Origin of the sequence: Stenotrophomonas sp. GD03930 (assembly GCF_029839665.1) — a bacterium.
Lineage (GTDB): Bacteria > Pseudomonadota > Gammaproteobacteria > Xanthomonadales > Xanthomonadaceae > Stenotrophomonas > Stenotrophomonas forensis.
This window is the reverse complement of sequence record NZ_JAOCAV010000002.1, coordinates 225,271-239,957: the sequence shown is the minus strand read 5'-3', so window position 1 is coordinate 239,957 and position 14,687 is coordinate 225,271. Positions and strand designations below refer to the sequence as shown.

General features: G+C 66.5%; 15 protein-coding genes, 1 tRNA gene and 1 pseudogene. 9 read left to right on the top strand and 8 right to left on the bottom strand.

Annotation, left to right across the window (positions count from 1 at the left end):
- Nucleotides 1-446 precede the first annotated feature (446 nt).
- The gene (locus N5C18_RS11840; RefSeq protein ID WP_053510070.1) at nt 447-1,010 is read right to left on the bottom strand and encodes a TetR/AcrR family transcriptional regulator; all 564 of its coding nucleotides are present in this window, start codon (nt 1,008-1,010) and stop codon (nt 447-449) included.
- A gap of 168 nt (nt 1,011-1,178) precedes the next feature.
- On the opposite strand from N5C18_RS11840, the gene N5C18_RS11835 reads away from it, so the two are divergent.
- Complete coding sequence (locus N5C18_RS11835; protein WP_279944678.1) at nt 1,179-2,009, top strand: universal stress protein; 831 nt, start codon at nt 1,179-1,181, stop codon at nt 2,007-2,009.
- On the opposite strand, the pseudogene N5C18_RS11830 reads toward N5C18_RS11835, so the two are convergent.
- Both N5C18_RS11830 and N5C18_RS11825 read right to left on the bottom strand, forming a co-directional pair.
- Nucleotides 1,957-2,229 (bottom strand): annotated as a pseudogene (locus N5C18_RS11830) (helix-turn-helix domain-containing protein); the annotation flags it as partial. The gene N5C18_RS11835 and the pseudogene N5C18_RS11830 sit on opposite strands and share 53 nt — an antisense overlap.
- A 178-nt stretch (nt 2,230-2,407) precedes the next feature.
- Nucleotides 2,408-2,872, bottom strand: a complete 465-nt coding sequence (locus tag N5C18_RS11825; RefSeq protein ID WP_279944675.1) for a GNAT family N-acetyltransferase — start codon at nt 2,870-2,872, stop codon at nt 2,408-2,410.
- A 163-nt stretch (nt 2,873-3,035) separates the two neighbouring features.
- Between N5C18_RS11825 and N5C18_RS11820 the strand changes: the two genes are divergently transcribed.
- On the top strand, nt 3,036-3,926 hold the full coding sequence (locus tag N5C18_RS11820; protein ID WP_279944673.1) for a dihydrodipicolinate synthase family protein: 891 nt from the start codon (nt 3,036-3,038) through the stop codon (nt 3,924-3,926).
- An 85-nt stretch (nt 3,927-4,011) separates the two neighbouring features.
- Here the strand turns inward: N5C18_RS11820 and N5C18_RS11815 are convergent, their stop codons facing one another.
- A complete protein-coding gene (locus tag N5C18_RS11815; protein WP_053510058.1) occupies nt 4,012-4,860 on the bottom strand; it encodes a DUF2971 domain-containing protein in 849 nt (282 codons plus the stop codon).
- A gap of 96 nt (nt 4,861-4,956) precedes the next feature.
- A tRNA-Arg gene (locus N5C18_RS11810) sits at nt 4,957-5,033 on the bottom strand.
- Nucleotides 5,034-5,216: 183 nt separating this feature from the next.
- Between N5C18_RS11810 and N5C18_RS11805 the strand changes: the two genes are divergently transcribed.
- The 7 genes from N5C18_RS11805 to N5C18_RS11775 all read left to right on the top strand — a co-directional run bounded on the left by N5C18_RS11805 (nt 5,217) and on the right by N5C18_RS11775 (nt 11,870).
- On the top strand, nt 5,217-6,749 hold the full coding sequence (locus tag N5C18_RS11805) for an aldehyde dehydrogenase family protein (protein WP_279944672.1): 1,533 nt from the start codon (nt 5,217-5,219) through the stop codon (nt 6,747-6,749).
- A complete protein-coding gene (locus N5C18_RS11800) occupies nt 6,749-7,552 on the top strand; it encodes an SDR family oxidoreductase (RefSeq protein WP_204275096.1) in 804 nt (267 codons plus the stop codon). The genes N5C18_RS11805 and N5C18_RS11800 overlap by 1 nt, the downstream gene beginning before the upstream one ends.
- A gap of 203 nt (nt 7,553-7,755) precedes the next feature.
- Entirely contained in the window at nt 7,756-8,040 is a 285-nt protein-coding gene (locus N5C18_RS11795) for a DUF4190 domain-containing protein (protein WP_053449569.1), read from the top strand.
- 5 nt (nt 8,041-8,045) lie between these two features.
- Complete coding sequence (locus N5C18_RS11790; protein WP_279944671.1) at nt 8,046-8,816, top strand: class I SAM-dependent methyltransferase; 771 nt, start codon at nt 8,046-8,048, stop codon at nt 8,814-8,816.
- Nucleotides 8,817-8,824: 8 nt separating this feature from the next.
- Entirely contained in the window at nt 8,825-9,880 is a 1,056-nt protein-coding gene (locus N5C18_RS11785; protein WP_006435836.1) for a quinone-dependent dihydroorotate dehydrogenase, read from the top strand.
- An 8-nt stretch (nt 9,881-9,888) separates the two neighbouring features.
- Entirely contained in the window at nt 9,889-10,950 is a 1,062-nt protein-coding gene (murB, locus tag N5C18_RS11780; RefSeq protein ID WP_164241089.1) for a UDP-N-acetylmuramate dehydrogenase, read from the top strand.
- Nucleotides 10,951-10,982: 32 nt separating this feature from the next.
- A complete protein-coding gene (locus tag N5C18_RS11775) occupies nt 10,983-11,870 on the top strand; it encodes a DMT family transporter (RefSeq protein ID WP_053449565.1) in 888 nt (295 codons plus the stop codon).
- Nucleotides 11,871-11,946: 76 nt separating this feature from the next.
- Here the strand turns inward: N5C18_RS11775 and N5C18_RS11770 are convergent, their stop codons facing one another.
- The 3 genes from N5C18_RS11770 to N5C18_RS11760 form a co-directional block, all read right to left on the bottom strand.
- On the bottom strand, nt 11,947-12,951 hold the full coding sequence (locus N5C18_RS11770; RefSeq protein WP_279944670.1) for an aminoglycoside phosphotransferase family protein: 1,005 nt from the start codon (nt 12,949-12,951) through the stop codon (nt 11,947-11,949).
- 98 nt (nt 12,952-13,049) lie between these two features.
- A complete protein-coding gene (locus N5C18_RS11765; protein WP_279944669.1) occupies nt 13,050-14,084 on the bottom strand; it encodes a heparan-alpha-glucosaminide N-acetyltransferase domain-containing protein in 1,035 nt (344 codons plus the stop codon).
- Complete coding sequence (locus N5C18_RS11760; protein WP_279944668.1) at nt 14,081-14,671, bottom strand: helix-turn-helix domain containing protein; 591 nt, start codon at nt 14,669-14,671, stop codon at nt 14,081-14,083. Before N5C18_RS11760 ends, N5C18_RS11765 begins: the two co-directional genes overlap by 4 nt.
- Nucleotides 14,672-14,687: the final 16 nt, after the last annotated feature.

Genomic DNA, 14,687 nt, shown 5'->3' with positions numbered 1-14,687 from the left:
AGCAGGCCGGCCCTCAGCCAGCCGTTGGATCGCCCTGTCCGGGCACGTTTTCTGGGATGAACGCATCCACCGCCCGCGCTTTCGCGCGACGTCGTCGACTGCCACATGGTTGATTTCCCCGTCGTCGACCCTTGCCGGGCCGAAGGTCAGTGGGTGACCAGCAACGAATTCCCCGGTGCGGCGGCACACTTGACTGCGTGTTCCGCCGGGTCCGTGGCGATCTGCTTCGTCCCTTGTCCCCGGTTGGTCAGGCACATATAACTGTGACGGCCATAACATATTGCAAACAATTATGTGATGCAAATCACATTCACATTTGCAGAGTCTGGCGTCAGCTCCACGCGTCCAGTTATAGCGGGCACACAGGTTCGGGCCGGGCACGATTCCGGCAGCCGCCGCCTACTTTCCGGCAAAACAGCACGCAGATTCGGCAGCGGTGTGGGGCGTCAGGGCTGCTTCGCGCCCTGCAGGAAGGACGCCAGCAGCGTCGACGACGCCATCGCCGGCGCCAACCGGCCCCGTGCCAGCGACCAGGTGATGCCGTAGAAGCAGGTCCAGTAGAAGTCGCCCAGCCACACGGCGGTGAATCCGAGATTGAACACGCCGGCTTTCTGGCCGCGCAGGAAAAAAGCCTCGAAACGCTCGCCAATCGGCGCCCAGCGCCCGGGCAGCAGATGCAGATCGCCCTGACGCTGCTGCTCTTCCATCATGCGCGCGAACAGCAGCGTCACCAGCTCCCAATCGGCCAGCAACACCTCGGTCACGCGTTCCAGCACCTGCATCGCGTCGGCATCCGCGTCGAACCAGGTGGCCGCCGCCTCCAGCCGTTCAAACCCCGCCGCAAACAACGCCTCGTCGATCGCTTCGCGGGTGGGCGCGAACCGGTACAGCGTCGCCCGGCTGATACCGGCACCGCTGGCCAGTTCGCTGAGCGTGCAGCGCGGGTGGCTGACCAGCGTGGCTGCGAGGGCATGGTGCAGGTCGCGGCGGGAACGTGCGGCAGGACGCATGGAGGCACCGGATTCGGGATGCCCTCACGCTAGCATGAATCATCAATTAATGAACTGAATCAAAGATGATTCATCAGAATCACGGTTGAGCTACAACTGCAGTGCGTCCGGTGCACCCGGGTCGGTGCACGCAGGGATCGCTACAGAGGCATCGAAGGAGACAACGCCATGCTGCATCCGCTACGCGACATTGCCGTGCTGTTCGATGCCGGCGACACCGGGCACCGGGTCCTGAACATCGCCGCCCGCCTGGCGCAGGTCCAGCAGGCCCACCTGATCGCGGTCTCCACCGCCCAGCACCCCACCGACATCGCCAGCGGCTTCGCCCGTGGTGCCGGCATTGCCGCTGCACTCGACCATGAAGCACGTGCCGATGCCGCCTGCACCGCGCAGCTGATGCAGAACCTGCGCGCGGCCGCCGAGCCGCTGCGGATCAGCACCGAGCTGCGCATCGTTTCAGACTATCTGGGCGGCGCTGATCTCTCCCTGCAATCTCTGTACTGCGACCTGATCATCGCCGGCTATCCACACACGCCGGGGGCGCCCAGCGGCTGGCACCCGCTCGGCACGCTACGCCAGACCGGTGTGCCGATGCTGCTGGTGCCGCCGCACTGGCGCGGCGAACAGGTCGGCCAGCGCATCGTGGTCGCCTGGAATGCCAGCAAGCAGGCACGCCGCGCGGTGGCCGATGCGCTTCCCCTGCTCGCCCGCGCGCAGGCCGTGCACCTGCTGATGGTCGACACCCCCAAGGCAGAGGCCGCACCGGGCGCGGAAATGGCCCAGCACCTGGCCCGGCATGGTGTCGAGGTCGAGATCCAGGCGATCAGTTCCTCGCAGGGTGGCGTTGCCGCAACCATCCGCCAGCATGTCCTCGATGCCGAAGCGGACCTGCTGGTGCTGGGCCCCTACAGCCGCAGCCGGGTGGTGGAACGCGTGCTCGGCGGGGTCACAGAGAACCTGCTGGCCGAGGTTCCGGCACCGCTGTTCGTATCCCACTAGCGAGGCCCTGCCCCGCGCGGCGGTAGGCGGTCAACGATTGCCCGGTATGCCGCCGGAAATAGCGGCACAGGTAGGACGCATCCTCGAAGCACAGGCGCTCGGCAATGCGTCCGATCGGCAGTTCGCTGTAGCTCAGCCACGCCTTGATCTCCAGCACCACCTCGCGGTCGATCAACGCCTTCGGCGTTTGGCCGAAGCACTCGCGGGTCAGCTGTGACAGGACACCCTGCCCCTCGGCCAGCGTACTGACCTCCAGGCGCATGGATTCGTCCTGATCCAGAAGCCGGGGTATGCGGTCCATGAGCCGATCCGGCCGGATTCCGGATCCCAGCGTAGCCGCGTCAGCCCGCCTGTTGTGAAAAGTACCGAAGGCATCAAGGCCCGGCAAGCGGCAGCCGTCATCCGCCACCGCGCTGCATGAACAGCAAGTCGGGCGTCGAGGCATCGTCCACGGGTTGGAAGCCGAAGTCGCGATACAGGGCTACCGCCGCGGCATTGTCCCGATAGACCCGCAGGGTCAGGCGCTGCACGCCCGGGGATTGCAGGGCCTCGGCGATCATCAGCTGCATCAGCACGCGCCCCAGCCCGCGCCCCCGTGCCTGGGGCGAAACGATGATCCGGCCCAGATGGGTGGTGCCAGGTTCGCTCAACCAGTATTGGCCGAAGCCTACGCAGTCGCCCTGCCCGTCCAGCAGCACCCGACCCGGACGAGTGCCCAGCCCAAGCACCTGCGCGAACGCTCCGGCCGGTACAGGGAATGCAACACCCGGGCCGGCCCAGCGCTGCGTGGCTGCGGCCGAATCGAGCCACCGGGCGATGCGCGCGTAGTGCGAAGGCGTGACCGGTTGCAGCTGCATGGGCATGGCGATACGTGCATGACGTGGATGTCCATTGTGCGTGCTCCAGGACGCGCCGTCACACCGCAGCACAGCCCTTGAATTTTGTCCTAGGACAATAAACAATTCCGGGCGTCCACACGCCTGCCGCCCAACGGCAGCCTGTCTCATTCTCACTCCCGGGTATCCCATGTTTAGAGGCCTCAGCGCGTTTCCGCTTACTCCGCTCAGTGGAGATGACATCGACACACGCGCTTTTGCCGCACTGGTCGAGCGCCTGGCCGCATCCGGCGTGGACTCGATGGGCATTCTCGGCTCCACCGGCAGCTATGCCTATCTGGAGAAAGCCGAGCGCAAGCGCGTGCTGCGCCAGGCCCTCGCCCATGCCGGCGGCGTACCGGTGATCGTCGGCGTCGGCGCCCTGCGCACCCGCGACGTGCTGGAAATGGCCAGGGATGCCGAAGATGCCGGCGCTGCCGGCCTGCTGCTGGCGCCGGTGTCCTACCAGCCATTGAAGGAGCACGAGGTCTACACGCTCTTCGAATCGGTGTGCATGGCAGTGCGCACCCCGATCTGCGTCTACGACAATCCCGGCACCACCCGCTTCCAGTTCTCCGATGAACTGCATGGGCGGATCGCCGCGCTGCCCAACATCGGCTCGATCAAGATCCCCCGCCTCTCCGACAATCCGGTGGAAGCCGCAGCAAGGGTCGCAACGTTGCGCGCCCACATTCCGGCGCACGTCACGCTGGGCATCAGTGGTGACGCCGCCGCCGTGCGCGGACTGGCCGCGGGCTGTGCTGGCTGGTACTCGGTGATCGCTGGCCTGTTCCCCGAGGTGGCGCTGCGCATCACCCACGCAGCGCGCGGCGGTGACATGGCCACCGCAGAGGCTGTGTCCGCGCGGTTGGCACCGCTCTGGGCGCTGTACGACCACTTCGGCGGCATCCGCGTGATGGCATGCGCTGCCGCGCTGATGGGCCTGTGTAGTGACGACTGCCTGCCGCGACCGCTGCTTGGGCTGCAGGGCAATGACCGGGCGCAGGTGGCCGAAGTGCTGGAAGGCCTGGGGCTGCGCTAGACCGGGGAACGTGAAAAAGGGGACGGAGGGAATTAGGTCATTTGAGGCACAAACGACTTAATTCCCTCCGTCCCCTTTTCTCATGCTATCTGTACGACGCTGCAGATTTCAAAACGCGCGTCGACGTATAACCCATCGTCCCCAGCATGATCTGCATCTGCATCTCGCTGGCCTCGGCTCGCGGCCCGATCCAGACTTCGCGGATCGCCTCGACCCTGTCGGGCAACCGCAGGTCCGAGTACGGGGTAGGATTGGTACCGCGCATGAGGAATTTCAGCTCTGAAGCCGCCTTCAGTTGCGAGGGGTAGGCAAGCTTCAGCATGGGCCCCACACCGTCCACGACGATAGGATTGGACAGCCGAACCTCGGATTCCTCACTGAATGCGGGATTCTTCATGCCAGCCGTGTCTATAAGCAGCTCCATGATGCCCCACTTCACTTTTTCTGAATCAAGTCCTGCCGGCGTTGTGGAACTGATCAGAATCTGCTTGAACGCATTCCCCAGCATTCTGCGCTGCGCATCAACGTCATAACAAACGCGAATCTTGTTGCCTTTCATCGCGGCGATGGATTTCGCGGAAAAACCAACGCAGAACCCTGCCCCGTTGTTCGCATAGGCACGCCACTGGCTGAGCTGGTCTCTTCTTGTGGAGAAGCAGCAGGCGAGCACCTTGAACATGTTGCGGCCCGACGCCAGGTACTCATCAATGGGAGTCCTGGTCTTGACCACCCTGGTCACTTCATCCTTGGCCAGAATCTCTCCCAGCAGCTTCGTTCCCCAACTCAGTTCCATTGAGTCGTTCATCGTTGTGAGATCACAAAGACGAAGGGTTCCGTGGCTGAGAATCGCCAGGAGGGTATCTGCGGAGCAGTAGTGATACAGCAGCTCGTCTTTGCTCTCCGGGAAGTACCGCAATTCGGGCATCAACGACATCAGCTCCTCCCTGAGCTCGGGCGGTGGGGCCAGACGATGGCCAACGACCCCGCATGCAGCGGGCGGAAACGAGCCGCCGCGATACGCTATCCATTATGGTGACCCCGGCCCGATTCGAACGGGCGACCTTCCCCTTAGGAGGGGGACGCTCTATCCAGCTGAGCTACGGGGCCATGCAGCCGGGAAGTTTACAGGCAACACGCCCTGCCCTCCAAGCATTCATGTTCCACCCGGCTGCGCTGGCGCGTTGCACCATGGCCGCATGGGCCGCTCTGCTACCATCGGCGATTCAGTTCATCGCGTCTCCCACCTGCCCGCGATGGCACCAAACAACGTAACGAAACACAGGAGTCTGCATGTCTTCCGAGCTGCTCAAGTCCCTTGGCCTGGACGCGATCAACGCTGGCACGTACCTGGGCAACGGGGAGTGGTCGAGCGCGACCAGCGGTGAGCTCATCACCCCGGTCAACCCGACCACCGGCGAGCCGATCGCGCAGGTCCGCGCCACCACCGAGGCCGAGTACGACACCGTCGTCGCCCGTGCCCAGGAAGCCTTCAAGGTCTGGCGCACCACTCCGGCCCCGCGCCGCGGCGAAGCCGTGCGCCTGTGCGGCGAAGCGCTGCGCAAGCACAAGGATGCCCTCGGTTCGCTGGTGGCCCTGGAAATGGGCAAGAGCAAGCCGGAAGGCGATGGCGAAGTGCAGGAGATGATCGACATCGCCGATTTCGCCGTCGGCCAGAGCCGCATGCTGTACGGCTACACCATGCATTCCGAGCGCCCCGGCCACCGCATGTACGAGCAGTACCACCCGCTGGGCCTGGTCGGCATCATCTCGGCCTTCAACTTCCCGGTTGCGGTGTGGAGCTGGAATTCGTTCCTGGCCGCCATCTGTGGCGACGTGTGCATCTGGAAGCCGTCCAACAAGACCCCGCTGACCGCCATCGCCTCGCTGAAGATCTGCAACGACGCGCTGCGCGAGGCCGGCTTCCCGGACATCTTCTTCCTGATCAACGATGCCGGTACCGCGCTGTCGGAAAAGATGGTCGATGACCGTCGCGTGCCGCTGATCAGCTTCACCGGCTCGACCCAGGTCGGCCGCACGGTCAACGAGAAGGTGGCGCGCCGCCTTGGCCGCTGCCTGCTGGAGCTGGGCGGCAACAACGCCATCATCCTGGACGAAACCGCCGACCTGAAGCTGGCCGTGCCGGGCATCGTGTTCGGTGCGGTCGGTACCGCCGGCCAGCGCTGCACCACTACCCGCCGCCTGATCGTGCACCGCTCGATCTACGCCGACGTACTGGCCACGCTGGTGAAGGCCTACAAGCAGGTGGAAGGCAAGATCGGCGACCCGACCGACGCCGCCAACCTGATGGGCCCGTTGAACAGTGAAGGCGCCGTGCAGCAGTTCCTCGATGCCATCGCCCAGGCCAAGGCCGCCGGCGGCACCATCGAAACCGGTGGCACCCGCATCGACCGCGCCGGCAACTTCGTCCTGCCGGCGATTGTCTCCGGCCTGAAGAACAGCGACGCCGTGGTCCAGCATGAGACCTTCGCGCCGATCCTGTACGTGATGCCGTACGACAGCCTCGACGAAGCCATCGACATGCAGAACGGCGTGCCGCAGGGCCTGTCGTCCTCGATCTTCACCACCAACCTGAAGACCGCCGAGAAGTTCCTGTCGGCCGCCGGCAGCGACTGCGGCATCGCCAACATCAACATCGGCACGTCCGGTGCGGAAATCGGTGGCGCCTTCGGTGGCGAGAAGGACACCGGCGGTGGCCGCGAGTCCGGCTCGGATGCGTGGAAGGTCTACATGCGCCGCCAGACCAACACCATCAACTATTCGGATTCGCTGCCGCTGGCCCAGGGCATCAAGTTCGACCTGTGATGGACAACGCCGCACCCACGGCACCGGATCGGATCCCCAGCGGGGCTCCGATCCTTGATTACAGCGGCCGCCGCGTGCTGATCGCCGGCGGCAGCAAGGGCATCGGTCGTGAAATGGCGCTGGCGTTTGCCGGCGCCGGTGCGCAGGTTTCGGTCTGCGCCCGCGGCCAGTCCGGCCTGGACGTGCTGCGCGCCGATGCAACCGCACAGGGCGTCGTGCTGCACGCGTTCGCCGCCGACCTGGCTGACACCGGTCAGATCCAGGGCTGGCTGCAGGCCGCCGCCGACGCACTCGGTGGCATCGACGTGCTGGTCAACAATGCCACCGGTTACGGCATGGCCGACGACGAGGACGGATGGGCGGCCAGCCTGCAGGTCGACCTGATGGCGGCCGTTCGTGCCTCGCGCCTGGCCTTGCCGTGGCTGCGCATGTCCGACGACGCCTGCATCCTCAATCTGTCTTCGATTGCCGCGCAGCAGCCGCGCCCCGGTGGCGCGCCCTATGCTGCGGCCAAGGCTGCGCTCTCGCACTACACCACCTCGCAGGCGTTGGCGCTGGCCAAGGACCGGATCCGGGTCAATGCCATCGCGCCCGGCTCGATCGAGTTCGACGACGGCCTGTGGGACCGCCGCCGCAGCGAAGATCCCGCGCTGTACCACGGCACCCTGGCGAAGATTCCGTTCGGCCGCTTCGGCCATCCGCGCGAGATCGCCGATGCCGCGCTGTTCCTGTGCTCGCCGCTGGCGCGCTGGATCACCGGCAGCGTGCTCAACGTGGATGGCGGCCAGGTGCTGATGGGCTGACACCGGCATCCCGGTAGCTGCCAACCTTGGTTGGCATGCCTTTCTTCGACCAAGGTCGACGCCTACCTGGCTGGAATGCCTTTCGTCGACCAAGGTCGACTTCTGCCGTAGCGGCCAACCTCGGTTGGCACCCTTGGATTCACCGGGCATGGGATTGCCCGGGCAGAGGCACTATCATGTGCACACTGCCAAGGAGGACCCCGATGAGCGTGGCACCCCGACAGACAAGCGCCCTGGCCGTGGTCAGCCTGGTCATGGGCATCGCCAGCTGGACCGTCCTGCCCTTCGTGGCCAGCATCGTCGCCATCGTCACCGGCCACATGGCCCGCGCCGAAATCCGCCGCCGCCCGCTTGAACTTGAAGGTGACGGCCTGGCCGTCACCGGCCTGGTGCTGGGCTGGGTGATGGTCGGCGCGGTGATCGCCGCGATCCTGGTCTTCATCCTGTTCTTCGGCGGCCTGGCCTGGCTCGCCGCTGTATCGAGCTGACCGCCATGACCGCCTCCGACAGCACTGAACGCTTCAGCAGCCGCGTCGCCGACTACGTCCGCTACCGGCCCGATTACCCGCCCGCGCTGCTGCAATGGCTGCACCACCCGATGGGCGTCAGCCATCAGGCGCAGGTGGCCGACATCGGCGCCGGCACCGGCATTTCCAGCCGCCTGTTCCTGGCCACCGGCCATCCGGTGGTGGCCGTTGAGCCGAATGCGGCCATGCGCGGCGCCGCCGAAGCATGGCTGGCACCGCAGTATCCGCAGTTCCGTGCGGTCGACGGCCGCGCCGAAGCAACCGGCCTGGATGATGCCAGCATCGATCTGGTGAGCGTCGCGCAGGCCTTCCACTGGTTCGACACCGTGGCAGTGCGCGCCGAGTGGCAGCGCATCCTGCGCCCGGGCGGCCAGGCACTGATCTACTGGAACTCGCGCCTGCTCGACGCCAGCCCGTTCCTGGTCGGCTACGAGCAGCTGCTGCTGGACTACGGCACCGACTACAGCGCGGTGGCCGAACGCTACCAGGACGACGCCACCATGCAGGCTTGGTTCGGTAGTGGGCTGCGCGGCATGGTGCAGCTGCCGAACGTGCAGTACCTGGACCTGGACGCCCTGCGCGGTCGCCTGTTGTCTTCTTCCTACGCACCGCAACCTGGTCATCCGCGCCACGCGCCGATGATCGATGCCCTGCAGGACCTGTTCGCCGCCCACGCGGTCGACGGCCAGGTCGCTTTTGAATATCAAACCCGAGCCTTCCTCGGCACGCTGGACTGAACCGACGCATGTATTCGCTTGCCCGCCCCTTCCTGTTCTCGCTCGACGCCGAGCGCGCCCACGGCCTCGGCCTGTCCGCACTGGACTTGGCCTATCGCACCGGCACCACGCCGCTGCTGGCCGCCCGCATCGCGCCGATGCCGAGCACCGTGTTCGGGCTGACCTTCCCCAATCCGGTTGGCCTGGCCGCCGGCCTGGACAAGAACGGCGAGCACATCGATGCGCTGTTCGCGCTCGGCTTCGGCTTCGTCGAGATCGGCACCATCACCCCGCGCCCGCAGGCCGGCAACCCACAGCCGCGCCTGTTCCGCCTGCCGGAACACAACGCGATCATCAACCGCATGGGCTTCAACAATGCGGGCGTGGATGCGCTGGTGCGCAACGTCGAGCGCGCGCGCAACCGCCGTGGCCTGCTCGGCATCAACATCGGCAAGAACAAGGACACCCCCAACGAACAGGCCGTGGATGACTACATCGCCTGCCTGGACAAGGTGTACCCGTTGGCGGACTACATCACCGTCAACATCTCCTCGCCCAACACCGCCGGCCTGCGTGAACTGCAGGAGGAAACCGCGCTGCGCCAGCTGGTCAGCCAGCTGCGCGACCGCCAGGAGGCACTGGCCGCCCGGCACGGCCGCCGCGTGCCGATGCTGGTGAAGGTGGCGCCGGACCTGAGCGAGCGTGACATCGATGCCGCTGCGCGCGTGCTGGGCGAACTGAAGGTGGACGGCGTGATCGCCACCAACACCACCGTCGACCACAGCAAGGTGGCCGGCGACCCGTTGGCCAACGAAGCCGGCGGCCTGTCCGGCGCACCGGTGCTGGAGCAGTCCACGCTGGTGCTGCGCCGCCTGCGCGCGCGCCTGCCCGAGTCGGTACCGCTGGTCGGTGTCGGCGGCATCCTGTCCGGCGCCGATGCAGTGGCCAAGATGGCCGCCGGTGCCGCGCTGGTGCAATGCTACAGCGGCCTGATCTTCCGTGGCCCTGCCCTGGTCTCCGAGTGCGTGGAGGCGATCCGTCGCCGCCGCGAAGCGCCCAGCCGTGGCGCGGTGGCGCCGCTGTGAGCGCGCCCATGGACACCACCGACGGCACCGCACCGCTGCGCTGGACACTCACCCGCAATGCACCGCTGCAGGCGCTGAACACCTTCCACGTGCAGGCCAGCGCCGCACAGCTGCTGGAACTGCACGACCCCACACTGTTGCCGGACGTGCTGGCACTGCCCGAGGTGGGCAACGGCCCGCTGCTGGTGCTGGGCAGCGGCAGCAACGTGCTGATCGCCGAGGACCTGCCCGGCACCGTGCTGGTGTTCGGCAACCGTGACATCAGCTTCCTCGAACACCGCGCCGACCATGCGGTGATCCGTGCCGGTGCGGGCGTGCCCTGGCATGGCCTGGTGATGTGGTCGCTGCAGGAGGGCCTGTCCGGGCTGGAAAACCTGGCGCTGATTCCCGGCACCGCCGGTGCCGCGCCGATCCAGAACATCGGTGCCTATGGCGCACAGATCGGCGAATTCATCCAGGCCGTCGAAGCCTGGGACTGCCACGAGCAGGCCTGGGTGCGGCTGGACAACGAACAGTGCGGCTTCGGATACCGCGACAGCGTGTTCAAGCAGCAGATGGACCGCTACCTGATCACCGCCATCGAACTGAAACTGCCGCTGCTGCATGACCTGCGCATGGACTACGCCGGCATCCGCGAGGAACTGCAGGCGCAGGGCGTGGAACTGCCCGGCGCGGTGGACGTGGCCAATGCGGTGATCGCGATCCGCCGCCGCAAGCTGCCGGACCCCGACGTGCTCGGCAACGCTGGCAGCTTCTTCAAGAATCCGGTGTTGCCGCTGGAACAGGTCGACGTACTGCTGCAGCACTTCCCCGAGCTGCCGGTGTTCCCGTCCGACCAGGAAGGCAAGCGCAAGGTCTCGGCTGCCTGGATGATCGAATCCTGTGGCTGGAAGGGTTTCCGCGAGGGCGATGCCGGGGTGGCGCCCAGCCATGCACTGGTACTGGTCAACCACGGCAACGCCACTGGCGCTGAACTGCTGGCATTGGCGCGCCGCATCTCGGCCTCGGTGCTGGAAAAGTTCGGCGTGCCGATCGAACCGGAGCCCCGCCTGCTCGGCGCGCAGTGGTGAACACCCCCACCCTCTCCCCAGGCGCCACCCCGATGCGGGCGGCGCTGCTGATGCTCGGCAGCACGATGGCGTTTGGCCTGATGGCGGTGGCGATCCGCTATGCCACCCGCTACGTGCCGACCCAGGAAGTGGCATTTTTCCGCAACGCCTTCGGCCTGCTCGCACTGTTGCCGATGCTGTTGCGCCCGGGCCACGCGCCGCTGAAAACCCAGCAGTTGCCGCGTTATTTCCTGCGCAGCGCGATCGGCCTGGGCTCGATGCTGTGCGCCTTCTGGGCGCTGGGCCATCTGCCGCTGGCGCAGGCGGTCTCCCTGTCCTACTCCACCCCGCTGTTCGTCACGATTGCGGCGGTACTGTGGTTGGGCGAAACCGTGCGCGTGCGTCGCTGGGCAGCGGTGGTGGTCGGCTTCATCGGCGTGCTGGTGATCGTGCGACCGGGTACCGCTGGCTTCACCGCCGGCAGCCTGGTAGCGGTGGCCGCCGCCCTGCTCAGTTCGCTGGTGGCGATCCAGATCAAGCAGCTGACCCGCGTCGACAGCGCCGACACCGTGGTGCTCTACACCTACGTGTTCTGGGTGCCGCTGTCGCTGGTTCCCGCCCTGTTCGTCTGGGTCTGGCCAACCGGCACTGCCTGGCTGTGGCTGCTGGCCACCGGCGTGCTGGGCACCATCGGCCAGCTGCTGTGGACACGCGCGTTGCGCCTGGGCGAAGTCTCGGCACTGACCCCGATCAGCTTCCTGCAACTTCCGCTGGTGACGCTGTTCGGCTGGCTGCTGTTCAACGAAAGCGTGGACCGCTGGACGATCACCGGCGCCGGCATCATCCTTGCCGCCAACGCCTACATCGCCCACCGCGAAGCCGTGCTGTCACGCCGCGCCGCCAGTGCCGCCGCCTCCGCCGCAGCCAAACCTGCCGAGTAGGTCTCCCTGTAGCGTCGAGCCATACTCGACGCATCGCGCGCAGCGCGAAGCCTCATCAATGGCAGGTGACGTGCGTTTACAGCGCCCGATACGCCCGCTCCGCCGCATCGAACACATTGCCCGGAGCAAACTGCTCCCCCAGGTAATGCAGCGATTGCCGGCGCAACTGCGGAGAACGCTCTTCTCCATCGCTGCCCAGCAGGACCTGCTGGAACTCGATCAGGTCCTGCAGGATGCGCCAGTGGCGGTACCACGCGATCCAGCGCGGATCTCCCAGGTCGCTGCCATAGCCCGCTGCGAAATCAAGCGGATTCTCGCGACCCCAACGCCCGCCCACGGCGCCACCGATGAACATCAGGTCGCGCTCGCGTGGCGCCAGCGACAGGCCATCCCAATCGATCAGATGCAGGCCACCATCGTTCCCCATCAGTAGATTGCCGGCATGCAGGTCGGTGTGGCACAGGTGCAGATCGACCGGTGCATCCTTCAATGCAGCGTGCAGCTCCAGCGCGCTCGCATGCAGCGCCGCGATGCGCGCATGCTGCTGATCCCAGACCGAAGCGAATGCGCGGCCCAGACCGTCCTGCGCCACCGCCAGCCCCTCACCCACCAGCCACTGCCCCACCGTTTCCAGTGCGGCGGTTTCCAGCCGCACGGTGGGCAACGCCTGCTGCAGCTCCACTGGCAGCTGCGCCGCGTGCAGGCGCTGCAGCACGTCGCCCAGCCGCTGCCACTGCGCATGGCTCAGCGCTGCCTCGAAGCCGGACTGCCCTTCGATGTAGGGGAACAAGGTGAACTGCAAGCCCCAGCGCTGCACCGACGCGCCCCCCGTCAACGCCGGCCAGGGCGCGACGATTTCATCGATACCCAACGTGCCGCGCAACCAGTGCAGGCTGTCCCACACCGCTGGATCGACCTGGTAGGTGCGGCACTTCAACCACCATTGCCCGCGCCGCGCATCCACGCGGTAAACGCTGGCGCTGGCATCGGCGCCCACCGGGCGTGGCACCACTGCGGTAGCGGTGATGCCATAGGATTGCTGCAGGACTTCGCCGAGATGCTGCGCCGAAGCGAATGACATGGATGCAAACGGAAAGTATTACCTGCCGCTACTATCGCAGATGCGTTCGCTACGACACAGACATGTCCGTCACAACATCGTGCGTCGCGACCCAAGGGCTAACCCGCGATGCGCCGCATCACCGTTTCCAGAGGGCCGCGCGCGAACTGCCATGACCACAGCCACGCCGCCCCGGTCGCCAGCAGCAGGAACAGCAGCGCCCACAGCAGCACCGAGGCGAGCGAGGCACGGCCATCCAGCAGGCCCAGGCTTTCCAGCGTGCCCATGCCCAGCAGGATATGCCCGACGTACAGGGTCAGGGTCATTCGCCCGGCCGCAGTGAACGGTGCCAACCACTCGCCCGGGCGTAGACGCGCCAGCCACAGGCAGGCTGCGATGACACTGCAGGCCGCTCCTGCGCCCGTCAGCACATAGGCCGGCCCCGGCGGCATCGGCTGTGTTCCCAGCCACGGCTGCCAGGGTGTTCCCTGCGCCAGTTGCTGCACGCCATGCCCGGCCCAGATCAGCAGCAGGCCCAGCACCAGCAGTGCGCGCTGCACCCGAGGCTGCGACAACGGCAGGCGTGCCAGCAGCATGCCCAGCAGGAAGAAGCACAGCCAAGGCAGCAACGGATGGAAGCCGTTGAACAACAGGTTGCGCGCCATGCCGGGCCACTGCCACAGGCCGGCATACTCCAGCGTCTGCCAGTTCCAGCCTTCGCTGTAGTCCCACTGCAGCAGCGCCCAGAACGAACCGGCGGCCAGGCCGACGATGCTGGCCAGCAACAGCCGTGGCGACGCACGCAGCCACAGCACCGACAGTGCGAAGTACACCGCGTAGTAGTGCAGGATATCGGCTGGGAACAGTGTCAGATTGAGCAGCCCCAGCACCAGCAGGAACAGTGCGCGTCGCCAGGTCTGCACGCTGGCCGACCACCATCCCTGCCGCTGCGTGGCCAGCACCAAGCCCAGCCCGGCCAGCGTAACGAAAGTGGCCGAGGCCTTGCCTTCCAGCAGGTGGAAGAAGCCTGCCAACCCACCGTTGCCCTCTGCGGGCACGGCCATCGCCAGGCGGAAGTTGACCAGCACCATGCCGGCCAGCGCGAGGTAGCGTGCCAGATCCAGGCCGTGCAGGCGCCGGTCATCGGTGCTCATGCGCGCGCACCCAGCAGCAATACCAGCAGCCCGATATCCAGCGGCTCGGCATCCGCAACATCGGCCTCGCCCAGCCCCCGACGCAGTGCATCGCTTTCGATGGCATCCAGCAGTACCTGCGCCTGCAGTGGCGGAGCCAGCGCCGGGCGCCGCCGCTCGCGCCGTGCCACGCGCTGCAGGGCATCGGCCAGAGCCTGTTGCAGCTGCCTGCGATTGGCCGCGAAAGCCTCGGCCACGGCGGGAGTGCGCGCACTCTCGGCCAGCACCTCGACCGCAAGCGTCGCCCACTGCGGCTGCCGGCACAGCGCATGCAGATCCAGCAGGAACGCCATCACCTGCGCGCGCTCGCCTTCGGCGGCCGCCAGCCGCTGAAGCATCGGTGCCAGTTCTTCGCTCTCGGCCACCGCAACCGCAAGGATGATCGCCTCCTTGCCCGGAAAATGGTTGTAGAGATTGCCCAAGCTGACGCCGGCCACCTGCGCGATGTCGCGCATGCTGGTCTGGTGGAAGCCCTTGGCCAGGAAACACTGCAGCGCCGCTTGCAGGATCAGGGCCACGCGCTGCTCATTGCGGTCGATTCGGCTCATGGCGCCAATAGTGAAC

Excerpts from the sequence above, each read along its gene's own strand:
- N5C18_RS11775 (WP_053449565.1), top strand. The coding sequence starts at position 10,983 with ATGCGGGCGGCGCTGCTGATGCTCGGCAGCACGATGGCGTTTGGCCTG.
- N5C18_RS11785 (WP_006435836.1), top strand. The coding sequence starts at position 8,825 with ATGTATTCGCTTGCCCGCCCCTTCCTGTTCTCGCTCGACGCCGAGCGC.
- murB (WP_164241089.1), top strand. The coding sequence starts at position 9,889 with ATGGACACCACCGACGGCACCGCACCGCTGCGCTGGACACTCACCCGC.
- N5C18_RS11795 (WP_053449569.1), top strand. The coding sequence starts at position 7,756 with ATGAGCGTGGCACCCCGACAGACAAGCGCCCTGGCCGTGGTCAGCCTG.
- N5C18_RS11765 (WP_279944669.1), bottom strand. The coding sequence starts at position 14,084 with ATGAGCACCGATGACCGGCGCCTGCACGGCCTGGATCTGGCACGCTAC.
- N5C18_RS11820 (WP_279944673.1), top strand. The coding sequence starts at position 3,036 with ATGTTTAGAGGCCTCAGCGCGTTTCCGCTTACTCCGCTCAGTGGAGAT.
- N5C18_RS11770 (WP_279944670.1), bottom strand. The coding sequence starts at position 12,951 with ATGTCATTCGCTTCGGCGCAGCATCTCGGCGAAGTCCTGCAGCAATCC.
- N5C18_RS11840 (WP_053510070.1), bottom strand. The coding sequence starts at position 1,010 with ATGCGTCCTGCCGCACGTTCCCGCCGCGACCTGCACCATGCCCTCGCA.
- N5C18_RS11760 (WP_279944668.1), bottom strand. The coding sequence starts at position 14,671 with ATGAGCCGAATCGACCGCAATGAGCAGCGCGTGGCCCTGATCCTGCAA.
- N5C18_RS11835 (WP_279944678.1), top strand. The coding sequence starts at position 1,179 with ATGCTGCATCCGCTACGCGACATTGCCGTGCTGTTCGATGCCGGCGAC.
- N5C18_RS11815 (WP_053510058.1), bottom strand. The coding sequence starts at position 4,860 with ATGTCGTTGATGCCCGAATTGCGGTACTTCCCGGAGAGCAAAGACGAG.
- N5C18_RS11825 (WP_279944675.1), bottom strand. The coding sequence starts at position 2,872 with ATGCCCATGCAGCTGCAACCGGTCACGCCTTCGCACTACGCGCGCATC.
- N5C18_RS11805 (WP_279944672.1), top strand. The coding sequence starts at position 5,217 with ATGTCTTCCGAGCTGCTCAAGTCCCTTGGCCTGGACGCGATCAACGCT.
- N5C18_RS11790 (WP_279944671.1), top strand. The coding sequence starts at position 8,046 with ATGACCGCCTCCGACAGCACTGAACGCTTCAGCAGCCGCGTCGCCGAC.
- N5C18_RS11800 (WP_204275096.1), top strand. The coding sequence starts at position 6,749 with ATGGACAACGCCGCACCCACGGCACCGGATCGGATCCCCAGCGGGGCT.